The sequence below is a fragment of the Streptomyces sp. WM6386 genome (assembly GCF_000972385.1).
In the GTDB taxonomy this organism is placed as follows: Bacteria; Actinomycetota; Actinomycetes; order Streptomycetales; family Streptomycetaceae; genus Streptomyces.
This window is the reverse complement of sequence record NZ_JXTE01000005.1, coordinates 103738-123455: the sequence shown is the minus strand read 5'-3', so window position 1 is coordinate 123455 and position 19718 is coordinate 103738. Positions and strand designations below refer to the sequence as shown.

Here is a 19718-nt window from a genome sequence, read left to right as displayed (position 1 = left end):
CACCGCTCAGGGGTGTTCTCAGTACGCGGGCAGGGTCCGAGGGCCGAGGTCGTCGCGGGCGGGCGGGGGCGCCAGGCGTACGGACGCGCCGAGGACGCTCAGGCCGTGCGGGGCGACGACGACCGGTTCCAGGGTCACCGCGACGACCTCGGGGTGGTCGTCGACGAGGCGGGACACCCTCAGCAGAAGCTCCTCCAGGGCCGCCGTGTCGACGGGCGCCGAGCCTCTCCAGCCGAACAGGAGCGGTGCCGTCCGGATGGAGCGGACCAGAGAGGTCGCCTCCCGGTCGGTGACCGGAATGAGCCGGTGCGCGACGTCCTCGAGCAGCTGCGAGGCGGCCCCGGCGAGCCCGAAGGAGAGCACGGCTCCGGCCGCGGGGTCGATGACGGCCCGTACGACGGTGTCCACGCCGCGTGGCGCCATCCGCTGCACGACCGGGCGCAGCTCCTCGGGCGTCCCGAACAGCTCGGTCAACTCGGCGTAGGCCCGCAGCAGTTGTTCCTCGTCCGTGAGATCAAGGCGTACGCCGCCCAGGTCGGCGCGGTGCCTGAGGTGCGGGGCGGTGGCCTTGAGGGCGACGGGGTAGCCGAGGGTGGCGGCGGCTCGGGCGGCGTCGTCGGGGGTGGGTGCGGGCAGGGCCCGGTGCACCTGGACGCCGTACTTGCCGAGGAGTTCGCAGGTCTCGTCGGTGCCGAGGGTCAGGCCCTGTCCGCGCGCGAGGAGGCCGTCGATCAGCTCGGCGGCGCCCTTCTCGTCGATGTCCTCATGCTCGGGCACCTTGCCCGGCTCGGCGGCGTCGCGTCGCCACTGGGCGTACTTCACGGCTTCGCCGAGGGCGCGGACGGCACGCTCTGCGGCAGGGTAGGCGGGGATGAGGCGGGAGCAGCTCCGGGGTGCCTCTTCCGGGGTCCTGACGGCGAGGCGGTCCAGGGCGCGGAAGGGGTGGGAGGCGCTCGGCGTGGCGGCCTGCGGTGCCGTGCTGGCCGCGGCGGACAGTGCTTCCGCGAGTCCGCCCAGCTCGACATGGACCACCAGCACCGGCTTGCCCGGCACCCGCTCGGCCGCCGACCTGAGCGCCTCGGCGAGCGCCGCGTCCCCGGCGGAACCCTCCCCCACGGCGGGTATCGCGGTCACGACCACCGCGTCGCAGGTGTCGTCCGCCAACGCGCGCGACAGGGCCGTGTGGAAGTCCGCCGGCGAGGCGGCCGTCGTCAGGTCCAGCGGGGTCAGCGGCCTGAGCCCCTCGGAGAGGCAGGCGTCGTAGGTCAGCAGGCCCAGGGACTCGGAGTTGCCGAGGATCGCCACGCGCGGGCCGCCGGGGAGGGGCTGCCGGGCGAGCAGCAGGCCGGTGTCGACGAGCTCGGTGATCGTGTCCACGCGGATCACACCGGCCTGCCGGAGCAGGGCGGACACCGTCGAGTGCGGCAGCCGGGTGGCCCGTACGGCATGCCCCTGGGGGGCGGCACCGGCGCTCTGGACGACGACCAGCGGCTTGGCGGCCGCGGTGCGGCGGGCGAGGCGGGTGAACTTGCGCGGGTTGCCGATGGACTCCAGGTACATGAGGACGACGTCGGTGTCCGGGTCGTCGTACCAGTACTGCAGGACATCGTTGCCGGAGACGTCCGCGCGGTTGCCGGAGGAGACGAAGGTGGACACGCCGGTGGTCCCCGTGACGCCGCCGCCGCGTCGGTGCAGCCGGGACAGCAGCGCGATGCCGATGGCGCCGGACTGGGCGAAGAGGCCGATACGGCCGGGGCGGGGCTTCTCGTTGGCCAGGGACGCGTTCAGCTGTACGTCCGGGTTGGTGTTGATGATGCCGAAGGCGTTGGGCCCGATGATCCGCATGCCGTACGCGCGCGCGTGCCGCACGAGTTCGCGCTGCCGTTCGCGTCCCTCGGGCCCGCTCTCGGCGTACCCGGCGGAGATCACCACGAGTCCCTGCACGCCGTGCTCGCCGCACTCGGTGACGACCTGGGGGACGTGCTCGGCGGGCACGGCCACGACCGCGAGGTCGACGGGCCCCTCGATGTCACGCACCGAGCGGTAGGCGGGAACCCCGTCGAGCTCCTTGTCGGGGAAGGCCTGGTTCACGGCGTACAGCCGGCCCGTGAAGCCGGCGTCGCGGATGTTGTCGAAGATGCCGCGGCCCACGCCGCCGCGGGCGCGGCCGACGCCGATCACGGCGACCGAGCCGGGCGTCAGCAGCCGCTGCACCGACCTCGCCTCGGCGCGCTGCTCGCGCGCGTACTGCACGGCGAGGGAGCGGTCGGTGGGTTCGAGGTCGAACTCCAGGCGGACGACGCCGTCCTCGAAGCTGCGCTTCTGGGTGTACCCGGCGTCCCTGAACACCTTGATCATCTTGTTGTTGGCGGGCAGCACCTCGGCGGCGAAGCGGCGGATGCCGCGCTCGCGGGCGACGGCCCCGATGTGTTCGAGGAGGGCGGAGGCGACGCCGCGGCCCTGGTGGGCGTCCTGCACGAGGAAGGCGACCTCGGCCTCGTCGGCCGGAGCGGACGCGGGCATTCCGTCGGTGCCGATGCGGTCGTAGCGTACGGTGGCGATGAACTCACCGCCGACCGTGGCGGCGAGTCCCACCCGGTCCACAAAGTCGTGGTGCGTGAAGCGGTGGACGTCCTTGGCGGACAGGCGAGGGTAGGGCGCGAAGAAGCGGTAGTACTTCGACTCGTCCGACACCTGCTCGTAGAAGCTGACCAGGCGCTCGGCGTCATCAACGGTGATGGGGCGGATGCGCGCGGTGCCGCCGTCGCGCAGCACCACGTCGGCTTCCCAGTGCGCGGGGTACTCGTGCCGGTCCGGCGAGGTCTGCATGGGCCCCAGATTACGGCTCGCGTACGACAACGGCGCGAGGCAGTCTTTGGAGAACGCAAGAGGATCGCTCAAGGACGGAAGTCGGGCCGAGGCCGCGGGCCGACGACTCATCCCGGACGGGACGCAGGTCCGATCCGGAGACACTTCATGTTGTGGGAAACTGGTCTAGACAACCCTGAACACCGAAGGGCAGCATCACATGGCTGAGCGCCGCGTCAACGTCGGCTGGGCCGAGGGTCTTCACGCCCGCCCCGCTTCCATCTTCGTCCGGGCCACCACGGCCTCCGGTATCCCCGTGACGATCGCCAAGGCCGACGGCAACCCCGTCAACGCGGCCTCCATGCTGGCGGTTCTGGGCCTCGGCGCCCAGGGCGGCGAGGAGATCGTCCTCGCCTCCGAGGCCGAGGGCGCGGACGCCGCCCTCGACCGGCTGGCGAAGCTGGTCTCCGAGGGTCTCGAGGAGCTTCCCGAGACCGTCTGATTTACCGGGGCCGACTGATTCACGGCACCACAGAAGGGCTCGTCCGAATTTATCGGGCGAGCCCTTTGCATTTCCCGCTCACAGGCAGCAGAAATAATCTCCCACGAATTACTGCCTCTTTGTATACGGCTCCCGTGTTAATGCCGCAGGCTCGGCATGTTTACGGGATGTTGCGAGTTTCTCACACGCTCCGGCCGATCTCCCGTGCCGTTGAATCGGAGTCGGTGCGCGGTTGTCGAGTGCTCCGTGTGCAGAGCCGTGACCGCCCGCGCACGCTCTCCGTCACCGCGCGCCACGGCGTCGACGATGGCGCCGTGCTCCGCCCAGGACTCGACGGGGTTGGCCGGGGCGTCCACGGCGTACATCCAGGAGATCTTGTGCCGCAGCTGGGTCAGCATCGAGGTGAGAGCGGGGCTGCCGGAGGCCTGGGCGAGCGTCTCGTGGAACCAGCCGCCCAGGGACCGCAGGTCATCGCTGTTGCCCCGCCTGGCCCGTTCCTGGCCCAGCCTGACCAGACCACGCAGGACCTTCAGATGCGCCTCGGTGCGCCGCTGGGCGGCCCGGGAGGCACCCAGGGGCTCCAGGAGCATCCGCATCTCGAGCAGGTCGGCGGCCTCCTGCTCGGTCGGTTCGGCCACGCACGCGCCCGCGTGCCGCCGCGTCACCACGAAGCCCTCGGCCTCCAGGGTGCGCAGCGCCTCCCGGACGGGGACGCGCGAGACGCCGTAGCGCCGGGCGAGCAGTTCCTCGGTGAGCCGGCTGCCGCGCTCGTAGACACCCGCGACGATGTCGTCCCGGATCGCCGTGCATACCGAGTGCGCCGGAATACGCATGACCGACCTCCGCTTTAATCCCCGTGAAACGTCGACGATTGACGTGTGTTCAGTGACTCTATTGCAAAGAGCGGGAATTTCCGATGGCGGGCCGGAATCCATGGATATTTTTTGGACAGGCGGGTGGCAAAAACGGCGAAACCCCGGCTCGGGGAGCCGGGGTTCCAGGAGATCTTGCGGTCCGTCGTCAGACGTTCACACCATGCGAACGCAGGTAGGCGACGGGGTCGATGTCCGAGCCGTACTCCGCGGTCGTACGCGCCTCGAAGTGCAGGTGCGGCCCGGTGACGTTGCCGGTCGCGCCGGAGAGGCCGATCTGCCGGCCCGGGGTGACCGTCTGACCCACCGAGACACCGATCGACGACAGGTGCCCGTACTGGGTGTACGTGCCGTCGTTCATCTTGATCACGATGTTGTTGCCGTACGACCCGCCCCAGCCGGCCTCGACGACCGTGCCGGAGCCGACCGAGCGGACGGAGGTGCCGCTGGCGGCGTGGAAGTCGACGCCGGTGTGGCTGCCGGAGGACCAGACGGCGCCGCCGGCCTTGTAGCCGGTGGAGATGTACGAGCCCGAGATCGGGGAGACGTAGGTGTTGAGGCGCTTGCGCTCGGCGGCCGCGCGGGCGGCGCGCTCCTTGGCCTCGCGCTCCTTCTTGGCCTTGGCGGCGGCCTTCTTGCGCGCCTCCTCCTCGGCCTTCTGCTGGGCGGCCTCGATGGCCGCCTGCTGCTGGGCCTCGGCCTGGGCGTCGATCTGGGCGGCGACCGAGTCGCCGAGGGTGATGACCGGGGTGAGGCCGGTCTGCTCGGCCGCGGGCTCCGCGGCGAGGGCCGGGGCGGCGAGGGTGCCTATGACGCCGGTGGTGGTGAGTGCCGCGACCCCCGCCACGTGGGCGGTGGTGCGCTTCATCCGGCTGGGACGGCGGTGCTTCCCGGCGGCGCGCGTGAACGCCATGTAGTGGCTGGTCCTTTCCTTCCCTCTCGCCTACCGGGTTAGCTGACGGGTTCGGAGCAGGAAGGTCTCCTACGGACCCCCTCGCTGCACGCGCGGGCGTCCGATTCACCCCAGGGACTACATATATGTGGGTCCCCGGCTCCCCTGGCTCGCGCCGTACGGGGACTCGGCGATGGCTGTCCGGTGCCGCGGGCGCGGCGCACTGCCTGACGGACAGCCGGGAAGACGCTAAGCGGGGCCACTTTCAATCCCCAAACGGATCACGGCTTTTGTAGCGCATCCCACAGGGCAAACAGGCAACTGACCTTCAATTCGGACATTAAGGAGCCCTGGTGACACTCCAGTCACCAGGGCTCCCACGCGCGCGTGCCTCTACTCGGCCGTGACGACGGTGACTTCGCCGATGCCGAGGGCCTCCACGGACTCCCTGATCGCGGACGCGTCGCCGACCAGGACCGTCACCAGCCGGTCCACCGGGAAGGCGTTGACGGCCGCCGCGGTGGCCTCCACGGTGCCGGTCGCGGCGAGCTGCCGGTACAGCGTGGCCTGGTAGTCGTCGGGCAGGTGCTGCTCGACCTGGTCGGCCAGCGTGCTCGCGACGGCCGCCGCGGTCTCGTACTTCAGCGGGGCCACGCCGACGAGGTTCTGCACGGCGACATCCCGCTCGGCGTCGGTGAGCCCCTCCGCGGCGAGGGTGCGCAGGACCGTCCACAGGTCGTCCAGGGCAGGACCGGTGTTCGGGGTGTCGACGGAGCCGCTGATGGCGAGCATCGCGGCGCCCGTAGCCCCTCCGGGGGAGGAAGGGGCGGCGGACCTGAGGACCTGCCCGAAGGCGCGCACGCCGTAGGTGTAGCCCTTCTCCTCGCGCAGGACGCGGTCCAGGCGGGAGGTGAGGGTGCCACCGAGGCAGTACGTGCCGAGCACCTGCGCGGCCCACACACGGTCGTGCCGGTCGGCGCCGATACGGCCGATCAGCAGCTGCGTCTGGACGGCGCCGGGGCGGTCCACGACGACGACCCGGCCCGTGTCGTCGGCGGTGATCGGAGGCACCGGACGCGGTTCGGCCTGGGAGCCGGTCCACGAGCCGAGGGTGTCGCCGAGCAGCGCGTCGAGGTCGATGCCGGTGAGGTCACCGACGACCACGACGGTGCCGGTGGCCGGGCGGACGTGCTTCTCGTAGAAGGCCCGTACAGCCGCGGAGTCGATGTTCTGGACAGTCTCCTCGGTGCCCTGGCGCGGGCGGGACATGCGCAGGTCCGCCGGGAACAGGGTCCTGGAGAGCTCCTTGGCGGCCCGGCGCGAGGGGTTGGCCAGCTCGTGCGGGATCTCGTCCAGGCGGTTGGTGACGAGACGCTCGACCTCGCTGTCCGCGAACGCGGGCGCCCTGAGGGCGTCGGCCAGCAGACCGAGCGCCTTGGGCAGCCGCGACGCCGGGACCTCGAGGCTCAGCCGTACGCCGGGGTGGTCGGCGTGGGCGTCGAGGGTGGCGCCGGCCCGCTCCAGCTCGGCGGCGAACTCCTCGGCGCTGTGCTTGTCGGTGCCCTCCGAGAAGGCCCGCGCCATGATCGTGGCGACGCCGTCCAGGCCGGCCGGCTCGGCGTCCAGCGGAGCGTCGAGGAGGACCTCGACGGCAACGACCTGCTGGCCGGGGCGGTGACAGCGCAGGACCGTCAGGCCGTTGTCGAGCGTGCCGCGCTCGGGGGCCGGGAAGGCCCACGGCCGTGCCTCGCCCGCCTGCGGCCGGGGGTGGAATTCCATCGTGGCGAGCTCGGTCACTTGGCCGCCTCCTCGTTCTTGTCGCCGGCCTCGACGGTGGCCTCGGCCTCGGGGTCCTCCGGGGGATCCGCGTCCTCGGCGGTCTCCGCGGAGACGGGCTCGTAGACGAGCACCGCGCGGTTGTCGGGGCGCAGGCGGGCCTTGGCGACCTCCTGGACCTCCTGGGCGCTCACCTCGAGCACCCGGTTGACGGCGGTGAGGGCGAGCTGCGGGTCGCCGAACAGGACGGCGTAGCGGCACAGTTCGTCGGCGCGGCCCGCGACGGTGCCGAGCCGGTCCAGCCACTCGCGCTCCAACTGGGCCTGGGCGCGCTCCATTTCCTCGGCCGTGGGGCCCTCCGCGGCGAACCGGGCGAGCTCCTCGTCGATCGCCGCCTCGATGACCGGCACCTCGACGTCACCGGACGTCTTCACGTCCAGCCACCCCAGGGAGGGTGCCCCGGCGAGCCGCAGCAGGCCGAAGCCGGCGGCGACAGCCGTACGGTCGCGGCGTACCAGCCGGTTGTAGAGGCGGGAGGACTCGCCGCCGCCGAGGACGGTGAGCGCCAGGTCGGCCGCGTCGGCGTCGCGCGTGCCGTCGTGCGGCAGCCGGTACGCCGCCATCAACGCGCGCGCGGGCACCTCTTCCTCGACGACCTCGCGCAGCTGCTCGCCGATGACCTCGGGCAGCGAGCCGTCGCGCGGGGCGGGCTTGCCGTCGTGGGACGCGATCGAGCCGAAGTACTTCTCGATCCAGGCGAGCGTCTGCTCGGGGTCGATGTCGCCGACGACGGACAGCACCGCGTTGCCCGGCGCGTAGTACGTCCGGAAGAACGCGCGCGCGTCCTCCAGCGTGGCCGCGTCCAGGTCTGCCATCGAACCGATCGGTGTGTGGTGGTACGGGTGACCCTCGGGGTAGGCGAGGGCGGTCAGCTTCTCGAACGCCGTGCCGTAGGGGACGTTGTCGTAGCGCTGACGGCGCTCGTTCTTGACGACGTCCCGCTGGTTCTCCATCGACTCGTCGTCGAGGGCGGCGAGCAGCGAGCCCATGCGGTCGGCCTCCAGCCAGAGGGCGAGCTCCAGCTGGTGGGTGGGCATGGTCTCGAAGTAGTTGGTGCGCTCGAAGCTCGTGGTGCCGTTGAGCGAGCCGCCCGCGCCCTGGACGAGCTCGAAGTGGCCGTTGCCCTTGACCTGTCCGGAGCCCTGGAACATCAGGTGCTCGAAGAGGTGAGCCAGGCCGGTACGGCCCTTGACCTCGTGACGCGAGCCGACGTCGTACCAGAGGCACACCGCCGCGACCGGGGTCAGGTGGTCCTCGGAGAGCACCACGCGCAGCCCGTTGGCCAGGCGGTGCTCCGTTGCTGTCAGGCCTCCGGTGCCTGCCTGGTCTGTGGCCGTGTGACCCATGGGCATGTACGTCCCTTCGATGGCGGTGCGGTTGATCTGAACCGCGTTTTTCTGCCGGTCCTGCCACTGTATGCAAGCGTGCGGAGCGCCGGTGAAGTTCCCGGTGGTCGTACGCCGACAGCGAGATCCCGTAGCCTGCGGGCGGGGGCCGCGTGCCGTACGAGTGAACACCCGGCGGGACGGCTGACGCCGGGTCGTCGTCCGCGTTGTCAGTGCCGCGGTCCACAATGGTCCGCGTCAGATCCCGTTCACGCTTCAGCAAGAGTGAGCCGAAGGGGCGCGACCCGAAGGCGAGCGACCAGAAAAGAGGAGCCGGCAGCGATGGCCCGCCGAAGCACGAAGACCCCGCCGCCCGACGACTCGTTCGAGGAGAAGATCCTCGACATCGACGTCGTCGACGAGATGCAGGGCTCCTTCCTCGAGTACGCGTACTCGGTCATCTACTCCCGCGCCCTGCCGGACGCCCGCGACGGCCTCAAGCCGGTGCACCGCCGCATCGTCTACCAGATGAACGAGATGGGCCTGCGCCCCGATCGCGGCTATGTGAAGTGCGCCCGTGTCGTCGGCGAGGTCATGGGCAAGCTGCACCCGCACGGCGACGCGTCGATCTACGACGCCCTGGTGCGCATGGCGCAGCCCTTCTCCATGCGCGTTCCCCTGGTCGACGGCCACGGCAACTTCGGTTCGCTGGGCAACGACGACCCGCCGGCCGCCATGCGGTACACCGAGTGCCGGCAGGCCGAGGCGACGAGCCTGATGACCGAGTCGATCGACGAGGACACGGTCGACTTCGGCCCCAACTACGACGGCCAGGAGCAGGAGCCGGTGGCGCTGCCCGCCGCGTTCCCGAACCTGCTGGTGAACGGCGCGTCGGGCATCGCGGTCGGCATGGCCACGAACATGCCCCCGCACAACCTCTCCGAGGTCATCGCGGCCGCCCGCCATCTGATCCGCCACCCCAACGCGGATCTCGAGACCCTGATGAAGTACGTCCCGGGCCCCGACCTGCCCACCGGCGGCCGGATCGTCGGCCTGGCCGGCATCCGGGACGCGTACGAGACGGGCCGTGGCACCTTCAAGATCCGCGCCACGGTGTCGGTGGACACCGTCACGGCCCGCCGCAAGGGTCTGGTCATCACCGAACTGCCCTTCGCGGTCGGCCCGGAGAAGGTCATCGCCAAGATCAAGGACCTGGTCGGCTCGAAGAAGATCCAGGGCATCGCCGACGTCAAGGACCTCACCGACCGTGCGCACGGCCTGCGCCTGGTCATCGAGATCAAGAACGGCTTCGTGCCGGAGGCGGTCCTGGAGCAGCTGTACAAGCTGACGCCGATGGAGGAGTCCTTCGGCATCAACAACGTCGCGCTGGTGGACGGCCAGCCGCTGACGCTGGGCCTCAAGGAGCTCCTGGAGGTCTATCTCGACCACCGCTTCGAGGTCGTGCGCCGGCGCAGCGAGTTCCGCCGTACCAAGCGCCGTGACCGTCTGCACCTGGTGGAGGGCCTGCTCACGGCGCTCGTCGACATCGACGAGGTCATTCGCCTCATCCGCTCCAGCGACAACTCCGCGCAGGCCAAGCAGCGCCTGATGGAACGCTTCTCGCTGAGCGAGATCCAGACGCAGTACATCCTGGACACGCCGCTGCGCCGCCTCACCAGGTTCGACCGCATCGAGCTGGAGTCCGAGAAGGACCGGCTCAACGCGGAGATCGAGGAGCTGACCCGGATCCTCGACTCGGACACGGAACTGCGCAAGCTGGTCTCCACCGAACTGGCGGCGGTGGCCAAGAAGTTCGGCACCGACCGGCGTACGGTCCTGCTGGAGGCGGGAGCGGTGGCCCCCGCGGTCGGCGTTCCGCTGCAGGTGGCGGACGACCCGTGCCGGGTGCTGCTGTCCTCGACGGGTCTGCTGGCCCGTACGGCGAACGGCGAACCCTTCCCGGAGGACGCGGACAGCCGGCGCGTGAAGCACGACGTGATCGTCTCGGCGGTCCCGGCGACCGCGCGCGGTGAGGTGGGCGCGGTGACGTCGAGCGGCCGGCTGCTGCGGATCAACGTCATCGACCTGCCGCAACTGCCGGATACGGCGTCGGCGCCGAACCTCGCCGGAGGGGCTCCGCTGACGGAGTTCGTCTCCCTGGGGGACGGCGAGACACTGGTCTGCCTGATGACCCTCGACGAGTCGTCGCCGGGGCTGGCGCTCGGCACGGAGCAGGGTGTGGTCAAGCGTGTGGTGCCCGACTATCCGTCCAACAAGGAGGAGTTGGAGGTCATCACGCTGAGGGACGGTGACCGGATCGTCGGCGCGGTCGAGCTGCGCACCGGTGAGGAGGACCTGGTCTTCATCACGGACGACGCGCAGTTGCTGCGCTACCAGGCCGCGCAGGTCCGCCCGCAGGGCCGGCCCGCGGGAGGCATGGCGGGCGTCAAGCTCACGGACGGCGCAAAGGTCATCTGCTTCACCGCGGTGGACCCGGCCGTGGACGCGGTCGTCTTCACGGTCGCGGGCTCGCGCGGCACGCTGGACGACTCCGTCCAGACGACGGCCAAGCTGACCCCGTTCGACCAGTATCCGCGCAAGGGCCGCGCCACCGGCGGTGTCCGCTGCCAGCGGTTCCTTAAGGGCGAGGACTGTCTGTCCCTGGCCTGGGCGGGTGCCGTACCGGCCCGCGCCGCGCAGAAGAACGGCACACCGGCGGACCTGCCGGAGATCGACCCGCGCCGTGACGGTTCAGGGGTGTCGCTGGCGAAGACGGTGTCGGTGGTGGCGGGACCGGTCTAGAACGCGGGGTCCTGAAGGTCTTCTTCGGGATCCTGTACGTAGCGCAGGACGCCCCACATTCCGTGCTCGTCGGCGGTGTGCGGGGCGTCGCTCCCGCACTCCTCCAGTTCCTTGCCGAGCGCGGGCACGTCGATACCGGAGCCGATGAGGACCAGCTGGCTGAGGCGCCCGGCGTCCGCGGGCCAGGGCTCCGGGTAGAAGCGCAGGAACCGCCCGACGGCATGGACGGCGTAACGGTTCCGGGTGTCGTACGCGCCGAAGTCGACGTACCCCTTGATCCGGTACAGCCCCTCGGGCCGACTGTCGAGGAACCGCATCAGCCGGCGCGGATCCACCGGCGTCTCGGAGACGAAGGAGAGGCTCTCGTACGCGGAGTGCAGATGCCCCTCGTGCATCTCGTCCCCGTGATGGTGCAGGTCGTCGAAGGAGAGCTGACCGATCCGCTCCTCGCCGGGCCGGCAGTCGAAGAGGAACTCGGGGTCGATGCGGCCGTAGGCGGCGGGCACCACGGCGGCACGGTCGACGAGGGACCGTACGAGTCCCAGGACGCGCTCGCCGTCGGCCGCCCGGTCGAGCTTGTTGACCACGACGAGGTCGGCGAGGGCGAGATGCCGGTCGATCTCGGGGTGCTTGGCGCGGGTGTCGTCGAACTCGGCGGCGTCGACGACCTCGACGAGTCCGCCGTAGACGATCCCCGGATGCTCACTCGCGAGCACCATGCGCACGAGTTCCTGGGGTTCGGCGAGCCCGCTGGCCTCGATGACGATCACGTCGATGCCGGTGTCCGGACGGGCAAGCCGTTCGAGGTACACGTCCAGTTCCTCGGCGTCGACGGCGCAGCACAGGCAGCCGTTGCCGAGGGAGACGGTGGAGTCGCCCAGGGCGCCCGCGACGGCCATGGCGTCGATCTCGATGGCCCCGAAGTCGTTGACGATCGCACCGATACGACTGCCTCCGCTGCGGTGCAGGAGGTGGTTGAGGAGGGTGGTCTTGCCGGAACCGAGGAATCCGGCAAGGACGACGACCGGGATCTGCCGACGGCTGAGGCTCGGCTGACTCAACGTGCGACCTCTCTGACACCGATGCGTGCACCGGATCGTGGGCCCGGCGCACGTACGAGGATTGAATGCCGGACCAGGATACGAGCCGGAAGAATGACCGTGAAGTGAACGATTGTTAGCAGCACTTGCGGGGCAGACGTTGGGCAAGGCGCCGGTGCGTGCGACCCTCGCTTCCTTCCGTGCGCCTCCTCTCCGCCTCCCCGCCGATCAGAGCCGCTCGGCATTCTGGGAGACGGCAAGCGCCGCCCATCGCTCGCCGGTCCCCTCCCGTCGACCCGCACCCCGACGACCGGCGGACGGCCGCCTGATTCGGGGGTTGTTGACATGGCCACACAGAAATTTGGGATACGGGAGTTCGGTTCCGTAACGAAGGCGAAGCTGGCGAGCGCCGCGAACGCCGTCGCGGAACGGAGCTCACGTCATCGCAAGCATGCCGCACTCACCGAGCAGCACCGTCTCCACTTCGACCTGCTGTGCAAGGCCATGGACGATCCGGCCCTGGCCTCAGTGCTGGACACGTACGAGACCGACATCCCGCCGGAGAGGCAGCGCCAGTACCTGTTCGCGAACGTCCTGTACGTCAACGCGCTCTACTACCACCGCATCGGCGCATGGAGCATCACGGAACTCTATGGACACCTTCGGGTGATATGCCGGAACGATGTCTTCAGGGAGTACTGGTCAGCGACCCGTCACCACCGCAAGAGCCTGCCCGAGGCATCGAAGGAAGCCGAGCTGGGCCGCATGATGGACGGACTGGTGGAGGAGATGGACCGGCTGAGCCAGGACCAGAACGACGGCGATTTCGACGAGTGGTGGGTGATCGGCGAAGCACCCGAGGACTAAGCGGTTGCTCGTCGATGCCGCGTGTACAGAAGACGCGTGACCGGCTGAGCCGCTACTCTACCCAGAGCCTGCGCGAGGTAAACATCCCGCACGGGCTCCCATTGTGCTGCGTAGGGCCGCCAACCCCACAAGGATGCGGCTCTCTGGCATCCGTGGGCCCCACCACATGAGCTACATGGACGCTGGAGAGGTCATCAGCCCGCGCGTCGCCCTGCGCGTGTGCCGGCCCGTCCCTAGACCGATATAGGAACGGACTTGAAGATCGTACGTCGAGTCGGCGCTTCGCCTCGCGAACGTGGCAGTGGTTCGGGCCAGACATGCCCGGACATCTTCGAACTGAGCGACGGCAGCTTCGCCGTCATCGGGCGAGAAGCAACCGAGGAGCTCGACCCCGAGCTTCCCGCCGACGCCGCCCGGGCCGACTACGAGCGGATCGTGATCATCACGCGCGAGACCTTGGTGCGGGCGAAAAACGACATCCCGGACGCTTAAGGACAGCAGCACGGCGATCCAGTCAGCCGGGGCACCGTCGGCCCCAGCACCGGCCGAAACATCTGCGGCCCGGCATCGACACGACGCCGGGCCTTGTCATGACACGGCCGTGGACGCGCACCCCAGCTCTGGGGCAGCACCATCGGCGCCAGTGTCCCGACGTATTCGAGCGGGCCCACGCCAACCTGTACCGCACGACATGACCGCCTGCCTCCGGGGCGGACACGTAACACCACCTCGGATCAGGCCGTCAACGGCACCGCCACCGGCGCCCCCGGCCCCACATACCGCGCCACCGGCCTGATGATCTTCGAATCCTGCGCCTGCTCCAGGATGTTGGCACTCCAGCCCACCACCCGCCCCGCCGCGAAGGTCGGGGTGAACATCTCGCGGGGCAGGCCGCAGAGTTCCATGACCACGCCCGCGTAGAACTCGACGTTGGTGTGGAGTTCGCGACCGGGCTTCAGTTCGGCCAGGATGGCCTCGATCTGACGCTCGACCTCGACGGCGAAGGCGACGCGCGGGCCGCCGAACCGCTCGGCGACCTCGCGCAGCATGCGGGAGCGCGGGTCCTCGGTGCGGTAGATGGCGTGGCCGAAGCCCATGATGCGCTCGCCGGCGAGGACTCGTTCGCGAATCCAGGGATCGATACGGTCAGGCGTACCGATCGCATCGAGGGTGTCCAGCGCACGACTGGGCGCACCGCCGTGCAACGGCCCCGACAGCGCCCCGACCGCACCCACGAGACACGCCGCGACATCCGCACCCGTCGAGGTGATGACGCGCGCCGTGAAGGTTGATGCATTGAAGCCGTGATCAATGGTTGAGATCAAGTATTGCTCGATCGCCCGGGCGGAGCGTGGATCCGGCTCCGAACCCGTCAACATGGAGAGGTAGTTGGCCGCGTAGGACAGGTCCTCGCGCGGCTCCACGGGTTCCAGCCCCTGCCCCAGCCGGTGCAGCGCGGTGAGCAGGGTCGGCACGGCCGCGGCCGCCACGACTGTGTCCCGCCGACGTTCGTCCGCGTCGATGTCGTACACCGGGCGAAATCCCTTCGCCGCGCCCAGCAGCGACAGCGCCGTGCGCATCCCGGCGAGCGGGCCGGAGACCGCGCTCGCCGCCGCGACGGCGGGCAGCGCCGCCCGTACCTCGTCGGGCAGCCGGCGCAGCGCGGCGGTCTCGGCGGCGAAGGCGGCGCCACGTTCGGCGTCCGGCAGTTCGCCGTGGACCAGGAGATGCCAGACGTCCTCGAAGCCGCGGGTCTGCGCGAGTTCGACGGCCGAGTACTGGCGGTAGTGATAGAAGCCCTCGAGCCCCCGGACATCACCGATCTCCGTGTCGGTGACGACGACACCCGCGAGTCCTCGCGGTACGTCGACGAGGGTGGCTGCGGTCCTGTTGACGGACATGTTTCCTCCCTGGACTTGATTCAACTGTCCATGATTGACTTAACTACTGTCAATATTGATTGAATCAATATGAACTCAACGCCGATACGGTGACCTCATGAGCGATCACGAACCCGTTCCCGACCTCGAGGGACGGCGGCTGACCACCAAGGAGGCCGCCGAGCTGCTCGGCGTGAAGCCCGAGACCGTCTACGCCTATGTGAGCCGCGGTCAGCTCGGCAGCCGACGTGTGCCCGGCGGCCGCGGCAGCACCTTCGACGCCAAGGAGGTACAGGCGCTCGCCCGGCGCAACAGGCGGGACAGCGGCGGGAGTTCGGGCTCCGGCGGCGAGCTGTCCGTGCGGACCCGCATCACGCTCATCGACACGGACCGGTACTACTTCCGGGGCGTCGACGCGACTGAACTGGCCGCGCGCCATTCCTACGAGGAGATCGCCGAGTGGCTGTGGACGGGGCGGATGCTTCCCGGCGCGGCCTTCACGGCCCCCGACACCTCCGTCTCCGTCGCTCGACGAGCCGTCGACGCACTGCCCGAACACACCTCGCCCACCGACCGGTTGCGGGTCGCGGCGATCGCCGCCGCGACCGCGGACCCGCTGCGCTTCGACCTGTCCGAGAGCGCTGTGCTGGGCACCGCGCGCATCCTCATCCCCACCCTCGTCGCCGCCCTGCCACCGGTGCGGATCGGCCACCGTGACGAGGGCTCGCTGGCCGAGCGCCTCTGGGCGCGGCTCAGCGCGCGCAAGCCCGACGAGGCGTCCCTGCGCGCCCTGGACACCGCCCTGGGCCTGCTCGTCGACCACGACCTGGCCGCCTCCACCCTCGCCGTGCGGGTCGCCGCCTCGGCCCGCGCACACGCCTACGCGGCCGTCTCCGCCGGACTCGGCGTGCTCGAGGGCCCGCTGCACGGCGCGGCCAGCGGGCTCGCCCACCGGCTGCTGCTGGACGTGCTCGACCGCGGCGACGCGGGCCCCGTGATCGCGGACGAGCTGCGGGCCGGACGCCGCATTCCGGGACTGGGCCACCGCCTCTACCCGGGCGAGGATCCACGCGCGCGTGCCCTGTTCGACCTCCTGGAGGAGATCCCCCGCGCCGCGCCCGCCCTCGCCGCGGCCCGCGACGTGGTGGCCACCACCGCCCGCCACACCCCGCTGCACGCCAACGTGGACCTGGCCCTCGCCGTGCTCACCGTTTCCTCCGGGATGCCCGCCACGGCCGGCGAGACGATCTTCGCTGTCGCCCGTACGGCGGGCTGGATCGCCCACACCCTGGAGGAGTACGGGGAGCGCCCGCTGCGCATGCGACCGAGCGGTCTCTACGTAGGCACCAAGCCACCTCAAGCGCTGCCATAGCGGGACACCGGCACCCGCCGGAAGTCGCCCCGAGCCAAGTCAGGTTAGGCTCACCTCTGTGAGTACGTGTGTATCCGTCTCCCGCGACCTCGACGAGCCCATTTCCGGGACCGCGGCGACCGCGAAGACCTGGCTGCTCCTCGAACAGCCCGGTCCGTGGGGCGCTCATGCGCTCACCTCGAGTCATCTGGACCCCTCGCTCGGCCGCGCCCTGGAGCGGGCGGCGAAGGGCACGGGCGTACGGATCGCGCTCATCCGCCGCCCCGGGCGGCACGCGGACTGCGGTACGCCGTCCGTGCGCCGGGTGTACGCGTCCCACACGGCTCCCGGGCACGTCTGGCTGCACAGCGCCGAGGTCGGCGACCCGCGGCGCCTGCTCGATCTCGACTTCGCCGCACTGGGCGCCGGTGACCACCAGAGCTTCGGCTCGGCGCTCGACGGACGGCCCCACACAGGTGACCCGCTCACGCTCGTCTGCACGAACGGCAAGCGTGACCGCTGCTGCGCGCTCCTCGGCCGGCCCCTGGCCGCCGAGCTGTCCGCGTCCGGGGTCGAGGGGGTCTGGGAGGTCACCCATCTGGGTGGACATCGCTTCTCGCCGACGCTGCTCGTCCTGCCGTACGGCTACGCGTACGGCCGGGTCGGGGCCCATGCCGTCAAGGAGATCCTGCACAGCGTCCAGGACGGACGGATCGTCGTGGAGGGCTGCCGCGGAGGCTCGGCCTGGGAGCGGCCCGGCCAGGCGGCGGAGCTGGCGGTGCGCACGGTGGCGGGCGAGTACACGGCGGACGCGCTGAGCGTCGTACGGATGGATGGCGCGGCACCGCGCTGGGAGGTGACCGTCGCGCACGTCGACGGGCGCCACTGGCGGGTCGCCGTGGCCCAGAGCGCGTCCCAGCCGCCCCGCGCGGAGAGCTGCGGGACGTCGGTGCTGGGCTCGCCCGCGCGGATGGACGTGGTGGCGGTGCGCGAGCTGTCAACGTCGACAGCGCTCGCGAGCTGACCTGGGCGTACGGCTTCCGTGCGGTGACGGTCGTACGGCCTCCATGTATTGATCAAGAGATCCACGCCACACCCCTACGGCAGCTCGTACCCGTCCGCGTACCGTCATGGGTATGAGCCCCACTCCCCCCGCACGACGCCTCCGCCTCGGTCTGCCGCGGCGGATGTTCTCGCAGCTGCTGCTGATGCAGCTCGCGATCGCCGCGGGGGTCACGGTGCTCGCGACCGGGCTCTTCCTCGCGCCGCTGAGCGACCAGCTGGACGACCAGGCGATGCGCAGGGCCCTCGCGATCGCGCAGACAACCGCCGAGCAGCCGCAGATCGCGAAGGACCTGCAGAGCACCTCGCCGTCGGTGAACGGACCGGTGCAGGTGGAGGCCGAGCGGATCCGGAAGGCCACCGAGGCCGAGTACGTCGTGATCATGAACACCAGGGGCGTGCGCTGGTCGCACACCGACCGGCAGCAGATCGGCGGGATCGTTTCCACCGACCCCGCGCGGGCGCTGGCCGGCGAGCAGGTCATGGAGATCGACGACGGCACCCTGGGCCGCTCGGCCCGCGGCAAGGTGCCGTTGCGCGACAGCGACGGCGACATCATCGGCGCGGTCTCGGTGGGCATCGCGTACGACAGCGTGCGGGCCCGGCTGATCCACGCGATCCCGGGGCTGCTCGCCTACGCGGGCGGTGCCCTGGCCGTCGGCGCGCTTGCCGCCTGGCTCATCTCCCGGCGGGTCCAGCGGCAGACCCGTGACCTGGCCTTCTCCGACATCTCGGCGCTGCTCGCGGAGCGCGAGGCGATGCTGCACGGCATCAGGGAGGGCGTCGTCGCTCTGGACCGCAGCGGTCGTATCCGCCTCCTCAACGACGAGGCGCGACGCCTGCTCGGCATCGGCGACGAGGCCGTCGGCCGCTCTCTGGACGAGGCGCTCGGCGAGGGCCGTACGACCGACGTACTGGCCGGCCGGGTGACCGGCACCGATCTGCTCACTGTGCGCGGCCAGCGGGTCCTGATCGCCAACCGCATGCCCACCGACGACGGCGGCGCCGTCGCCACCCTGCGCGACCGTACCGAACTGGAGCAGTTGGGCCGGGAGCTCGATTCGACGCGCGGTCTGATCGACGCCCTGCGCGCCCAGGACCACGAGCACGCCAACCGGATGCACACGGTCCTCGGCCTGCTCGAACTGGAGATGTACGACGACGCCGTGGAGTTCGTCGGAGAGGTGGTCGGCGACCATCGCGCCACCGCGGAGCAGGTCACCGAGAAGATCAGGGACCCGCTGCTCGCGGCCCTGCTGGTCGGCAAGGCGACCGTCGCGGCGGAGCGCGCGGTCGCGCTGTGGATCTCGGACCGGACCTGGCTTCCCGATCAGCTGATCGATCCCCGCGGCATCGTCACGGTCGTCGGCAACCTGGTGGACAACGCGCTGGACGCCGTCGCGGGCAAACCGCACGCGCGCGTGGAGGTCGAGTTGCGCGCCGAGGGACGTACCGCCGTCCTCAGAGTGCGTGACACGGGGCCGGGGATCCCCGCGGAACACCGTGAACTGGTCTTCACCGAGGGCTGGTCCACGAAGAAGCCGCCGGCACACGGCAAGCGCGGCATCGGGCTCTCACTGGTGCGCAGGCTGGCCGAGCGCCAGGGCGGCAGCGCGACCGTGACCGAGGCCGACGGCGGGGGTGCGGAGTTCACCGTCGTCCTGCCGGAGGCACTGGCGGGCCCCGACCTGGAACCGGCGCTCACCGTACCCACAGTCGTCGAGGAGGAGTCGTGATGATCGAGGTCCTTGTCGTGGACGACGACACACGTGTTGCGCGAGTCAACGCCGCCTATGTGGAGAAGGTGCCGGGCTTCCATGTGGCGGGCGAGGCGCACAGCGCGGCGGAGGCGCTGCGCCAGGTGGAGCTGCTGCCCCGGCTCGACCTGGTCCTCATGGACCACTACCTGCCCGACGAGACGGGTCTGTCGGTCGTCCAGGAGATGCGCCGCCGCGGCCACCAGACCGACGTGATCATGGTGACGGCGGCCCGGGACATCACCACCGTGCAGGCTGCGATGCGGCAGGGCGCGCTGCAGTACCTGGTCAAGCCGTTCGCCTTCGCGGGACTGCGCGCCAAGCTGGAGGCGTACGCGGAGCTGCGCCGCACCCTCGACGGCGGCGGCGAGGCGGAACAGGCCGAGGTGGACCGCATCTTCGGCGCCCTGTCGGCGCCGTCGGAGCCGGACCTGCCCAAGGGCCACTCCCCCACGACCGCGGAGCTCGTACGGCAGTCCCTGATGAACGCCGAAGGGCCCCTGTCGGCCCAGGAGATCGCCGAACGGACCGGAGTGAGCCGCCAGACCGCACAGCGTTATCTGAAGCTCCTGGAACGCACGGGACGCGCCCGTCTCACCCTCAAATACGGCGACGCGGGCCGCCCGGAACACCGTTACGTGTGGGCGACCCGCGCCTGAGGGCACGGCCCGTGGGGGCGGGGGAAGGGAACCGTGCCCTCCCCTCTTACGGATGTCACCCCGTC

The 19718-nt window shown here is 70.6% G+C and carries 15 protein-coding genes and 1 riboswitch; of the genes, 8 read left to right on the top strand and 7 right to left on the bottom strand.

All coding sequences use genetic code 11. The features are described 5' to 3' along the window. Positions 1-18 precede the first annotated feature (18 nt). A complete protein-coding gene (locus tag TN53_RS04795) occupies positions 19-2829 on the bottom strand; it encodes a bifunctional GNAT family N-acetyltransferase/acetate--CoA ligase family protein (protein ID WP_046257078.1) in 2811 nt (936 codons plus the stop codon). 199 nt (positions 2830-3028) lie between these two features. Between TN53_RS04795 and TN53_RS04790 the strand changes: the two genes are divergently transcribed. Next, positions 3029-3310, top strand: coding sequence for an HPr family phosphocarrier protein (locus TN53_RS04790; protein WP_046257077.1), 282 nt, complete (start codon positions 3029-3031; stop codon positions 3308-3310). 137 nt (positions 3311-3447) lie between these two features. Here TN53_RS04790 and TN53_RS04785 read toward each other — a convergent pair whose 3' ends face one another. The 4 genes from TN53_RS04785 to TN53_RS04770 all read right to left on the bottom strand — a co-directional run bounded on the left by TN53_RS04785 (position 3448) and on the right by TN53_RS04770 (position 8262). After that, positions 3448-4143: a GntR family transcriptional regulator gene (locus tag TN53_RS04785; RefSeq protein WP_046257076.1), complete on the bottom strand. Its 696-nt coding sequence runs from the start codon at positions 4141-4143 to the stop codon at positions 3448-3450. A 187-nt stretch (positions 4144-4330) separates the two neighbouring features. Further along, entirely contained in the window at positions 4331-5095 is a 765-nt protein-coding gene (locus TN53_RS04780) for a M23 family metallopeptidase (protein ID WP_046257075.1), read from the bottom strand. A gap of 12 nt (positions 5096-5107) precedes the next feature. Then, a riboswitch (cyclic di-AMP (ydaO/yuaA leader) is annotated at positions 5108-5277 on the bottom strand. A gap of 190 nt (positions 5278-5467) precedes the next feature. Next, complete coding sequence (locus tag TN53_RS04775; RefSeq protein WP_046257074.1) at positions 5468-6871, bottom strand: M16 family metallopeptidase; 1404 nt, start codon at positions 6869-6871, stop codon at positions 5468-5470. Continuing rightward, positions 6868-8262, bottom strand: a complete 1395-nt coding sequence (locus TN53_RS04770; protein WP_046257073.1) for a M16 family metallopeptidase — start codon at positions 8260-8262, stop codon at positions 6868-6870. Before TN53_RS04770 ends, TN53_RS04775 begins: the two co-directional genes overlap by 4 nt. Before the next feature lie 315 nt (positions 8263-8577). Here TN53_RS04770 and TN53_RS04765 point away from each other — a divergent pair, with 315 nt between their 5' ends. Then, positions 8578-11037, top strand: coding sequence for a DNA gyrase/topoisomerase IV subunit A (locus tag TN53_RS04765; RefSeq protein ID WP_046257072.1), 2460 nt, complete (start codon positions 8578-8580; stop codon positions 11035-11037). On the opposite strand, the gene TN53_RS04760 is transcribed toward TN53_RS04765, so the two are convergent. Continuing rightward, on the bottom strand, positions 11034-12098 hold the full coding sequence (locus tag TN53_RS04760; RefSeq protein ID WP_046257071.1) for a CobW family GTP-binding protein: 1065 nt from the start codon (positions 12096-12098) through the stop codon (positions 11034-11036). The genes TN53_RS04765 and TN53_RS04760 overlap by 4 nt on opposite strands. Positions 12099-12422: 324 nt before the next feature. Between TN53_RS04760 and TN53_RS04755 the strand changes: the two genes are divergently transcribed. Together TN53_RS04755 and TN53_RS04750 are read left to right on the top strand one after the other, a co-directional pair. Continuing rightward, positions 12423-12944, top strand: coding sequence for a DUF6082 family protein (locus tag TN53_RS04755; protein WP_046257070.1), 522 nt, complete (start codon positions 12423-12425; stop codon positions 12942-12944). Positions 12945-13199: 255 nt separating this feature from the next. Beyond that, positions 13200-13436, top strand: coding sequence for a hypothetical protein (locus tag TN53_RS04750; RefSeq protein WP_046257069.1), 237 nt, complete (start codon positions 13200-13202; stop codon positions 13434-13436). 242 nt (positions 13437-13678) lie between these two features. Here the strand turns inward: TN53_RS04750 and TN53_RS04745 are convergent, their stop codons facing one another. Next, the gene (locus TN53_RS04745; protein WP_046257068.1) at positions 13679-14845 is read right to left on the bottom strand and encodes a citrate synthase/methylcitrate synthase; all 1167 of its coding nucleotides are present in this window, start codon (positions 14843-14845) and stop codon (positions 13679-13681) included. Between the two features lie 97 nt (positions 14846-14942). Between TN53_RS04745 and TN53_RS04740 the strand changes: the two genes are divergently transcribed. The 4 genes from TN53_RS04740 to TN53_RS04725 all read left to right on the top strand — a co-directional run bounded on the left by TN53_RS04740 (position 14943) and on the right by TN53_RS04725 (position 19653). Then, the gene (locus TN53_RS04740) at positions 14943-16196 is read left to right on the top strand and encodes a citrate synthase (protein ID WP_046257067.1); all 1254 of its coding nucleotides are present in this window, start codon (positions 14943-14945) and stop codon (positions 16194-16196) included. Positions 16197-16254: 58 nt separating this feature from the next. Continuing rightward, the gene (locus tag TN53_RS04735; RefSeq protein ID WP_046257066.1) at positions 16255-17199 is read left to right on the top strand and encodes a sucrase ferredoxin; all 945 of its coding nucleotides are present in this window, start codon (positions 16255-16257) and stop codon (positions 17197-17199) included. A 112-nt stretch (positions 17200-17311) separates the two neighbouring features. Next, positions 17312-18973: a sensor histidine kinase gene (locus TN53_RS04730; protein WP_199924512.1), complete on the top strand. Its 1662-nt coding sequence runs from the start codon at positions 17312-17314 to the stop codon at positions 18971-18973. Beyond that, positions 18973-19653, top strand: coding sequence for a response regulator (locus TN53_RS04725; RefSeq protein WP_046257064.1), 681 nt, complete (start codon positions 18973-18975; stop codon positions 19651-19653). Before TN53_RS04730 ends, TN53_RS04725 begins: the two co-directional genes overlap by 1 nt. The last annotated feature ends 65 nt before the right edge of the window (positions 19654-19718 follow it).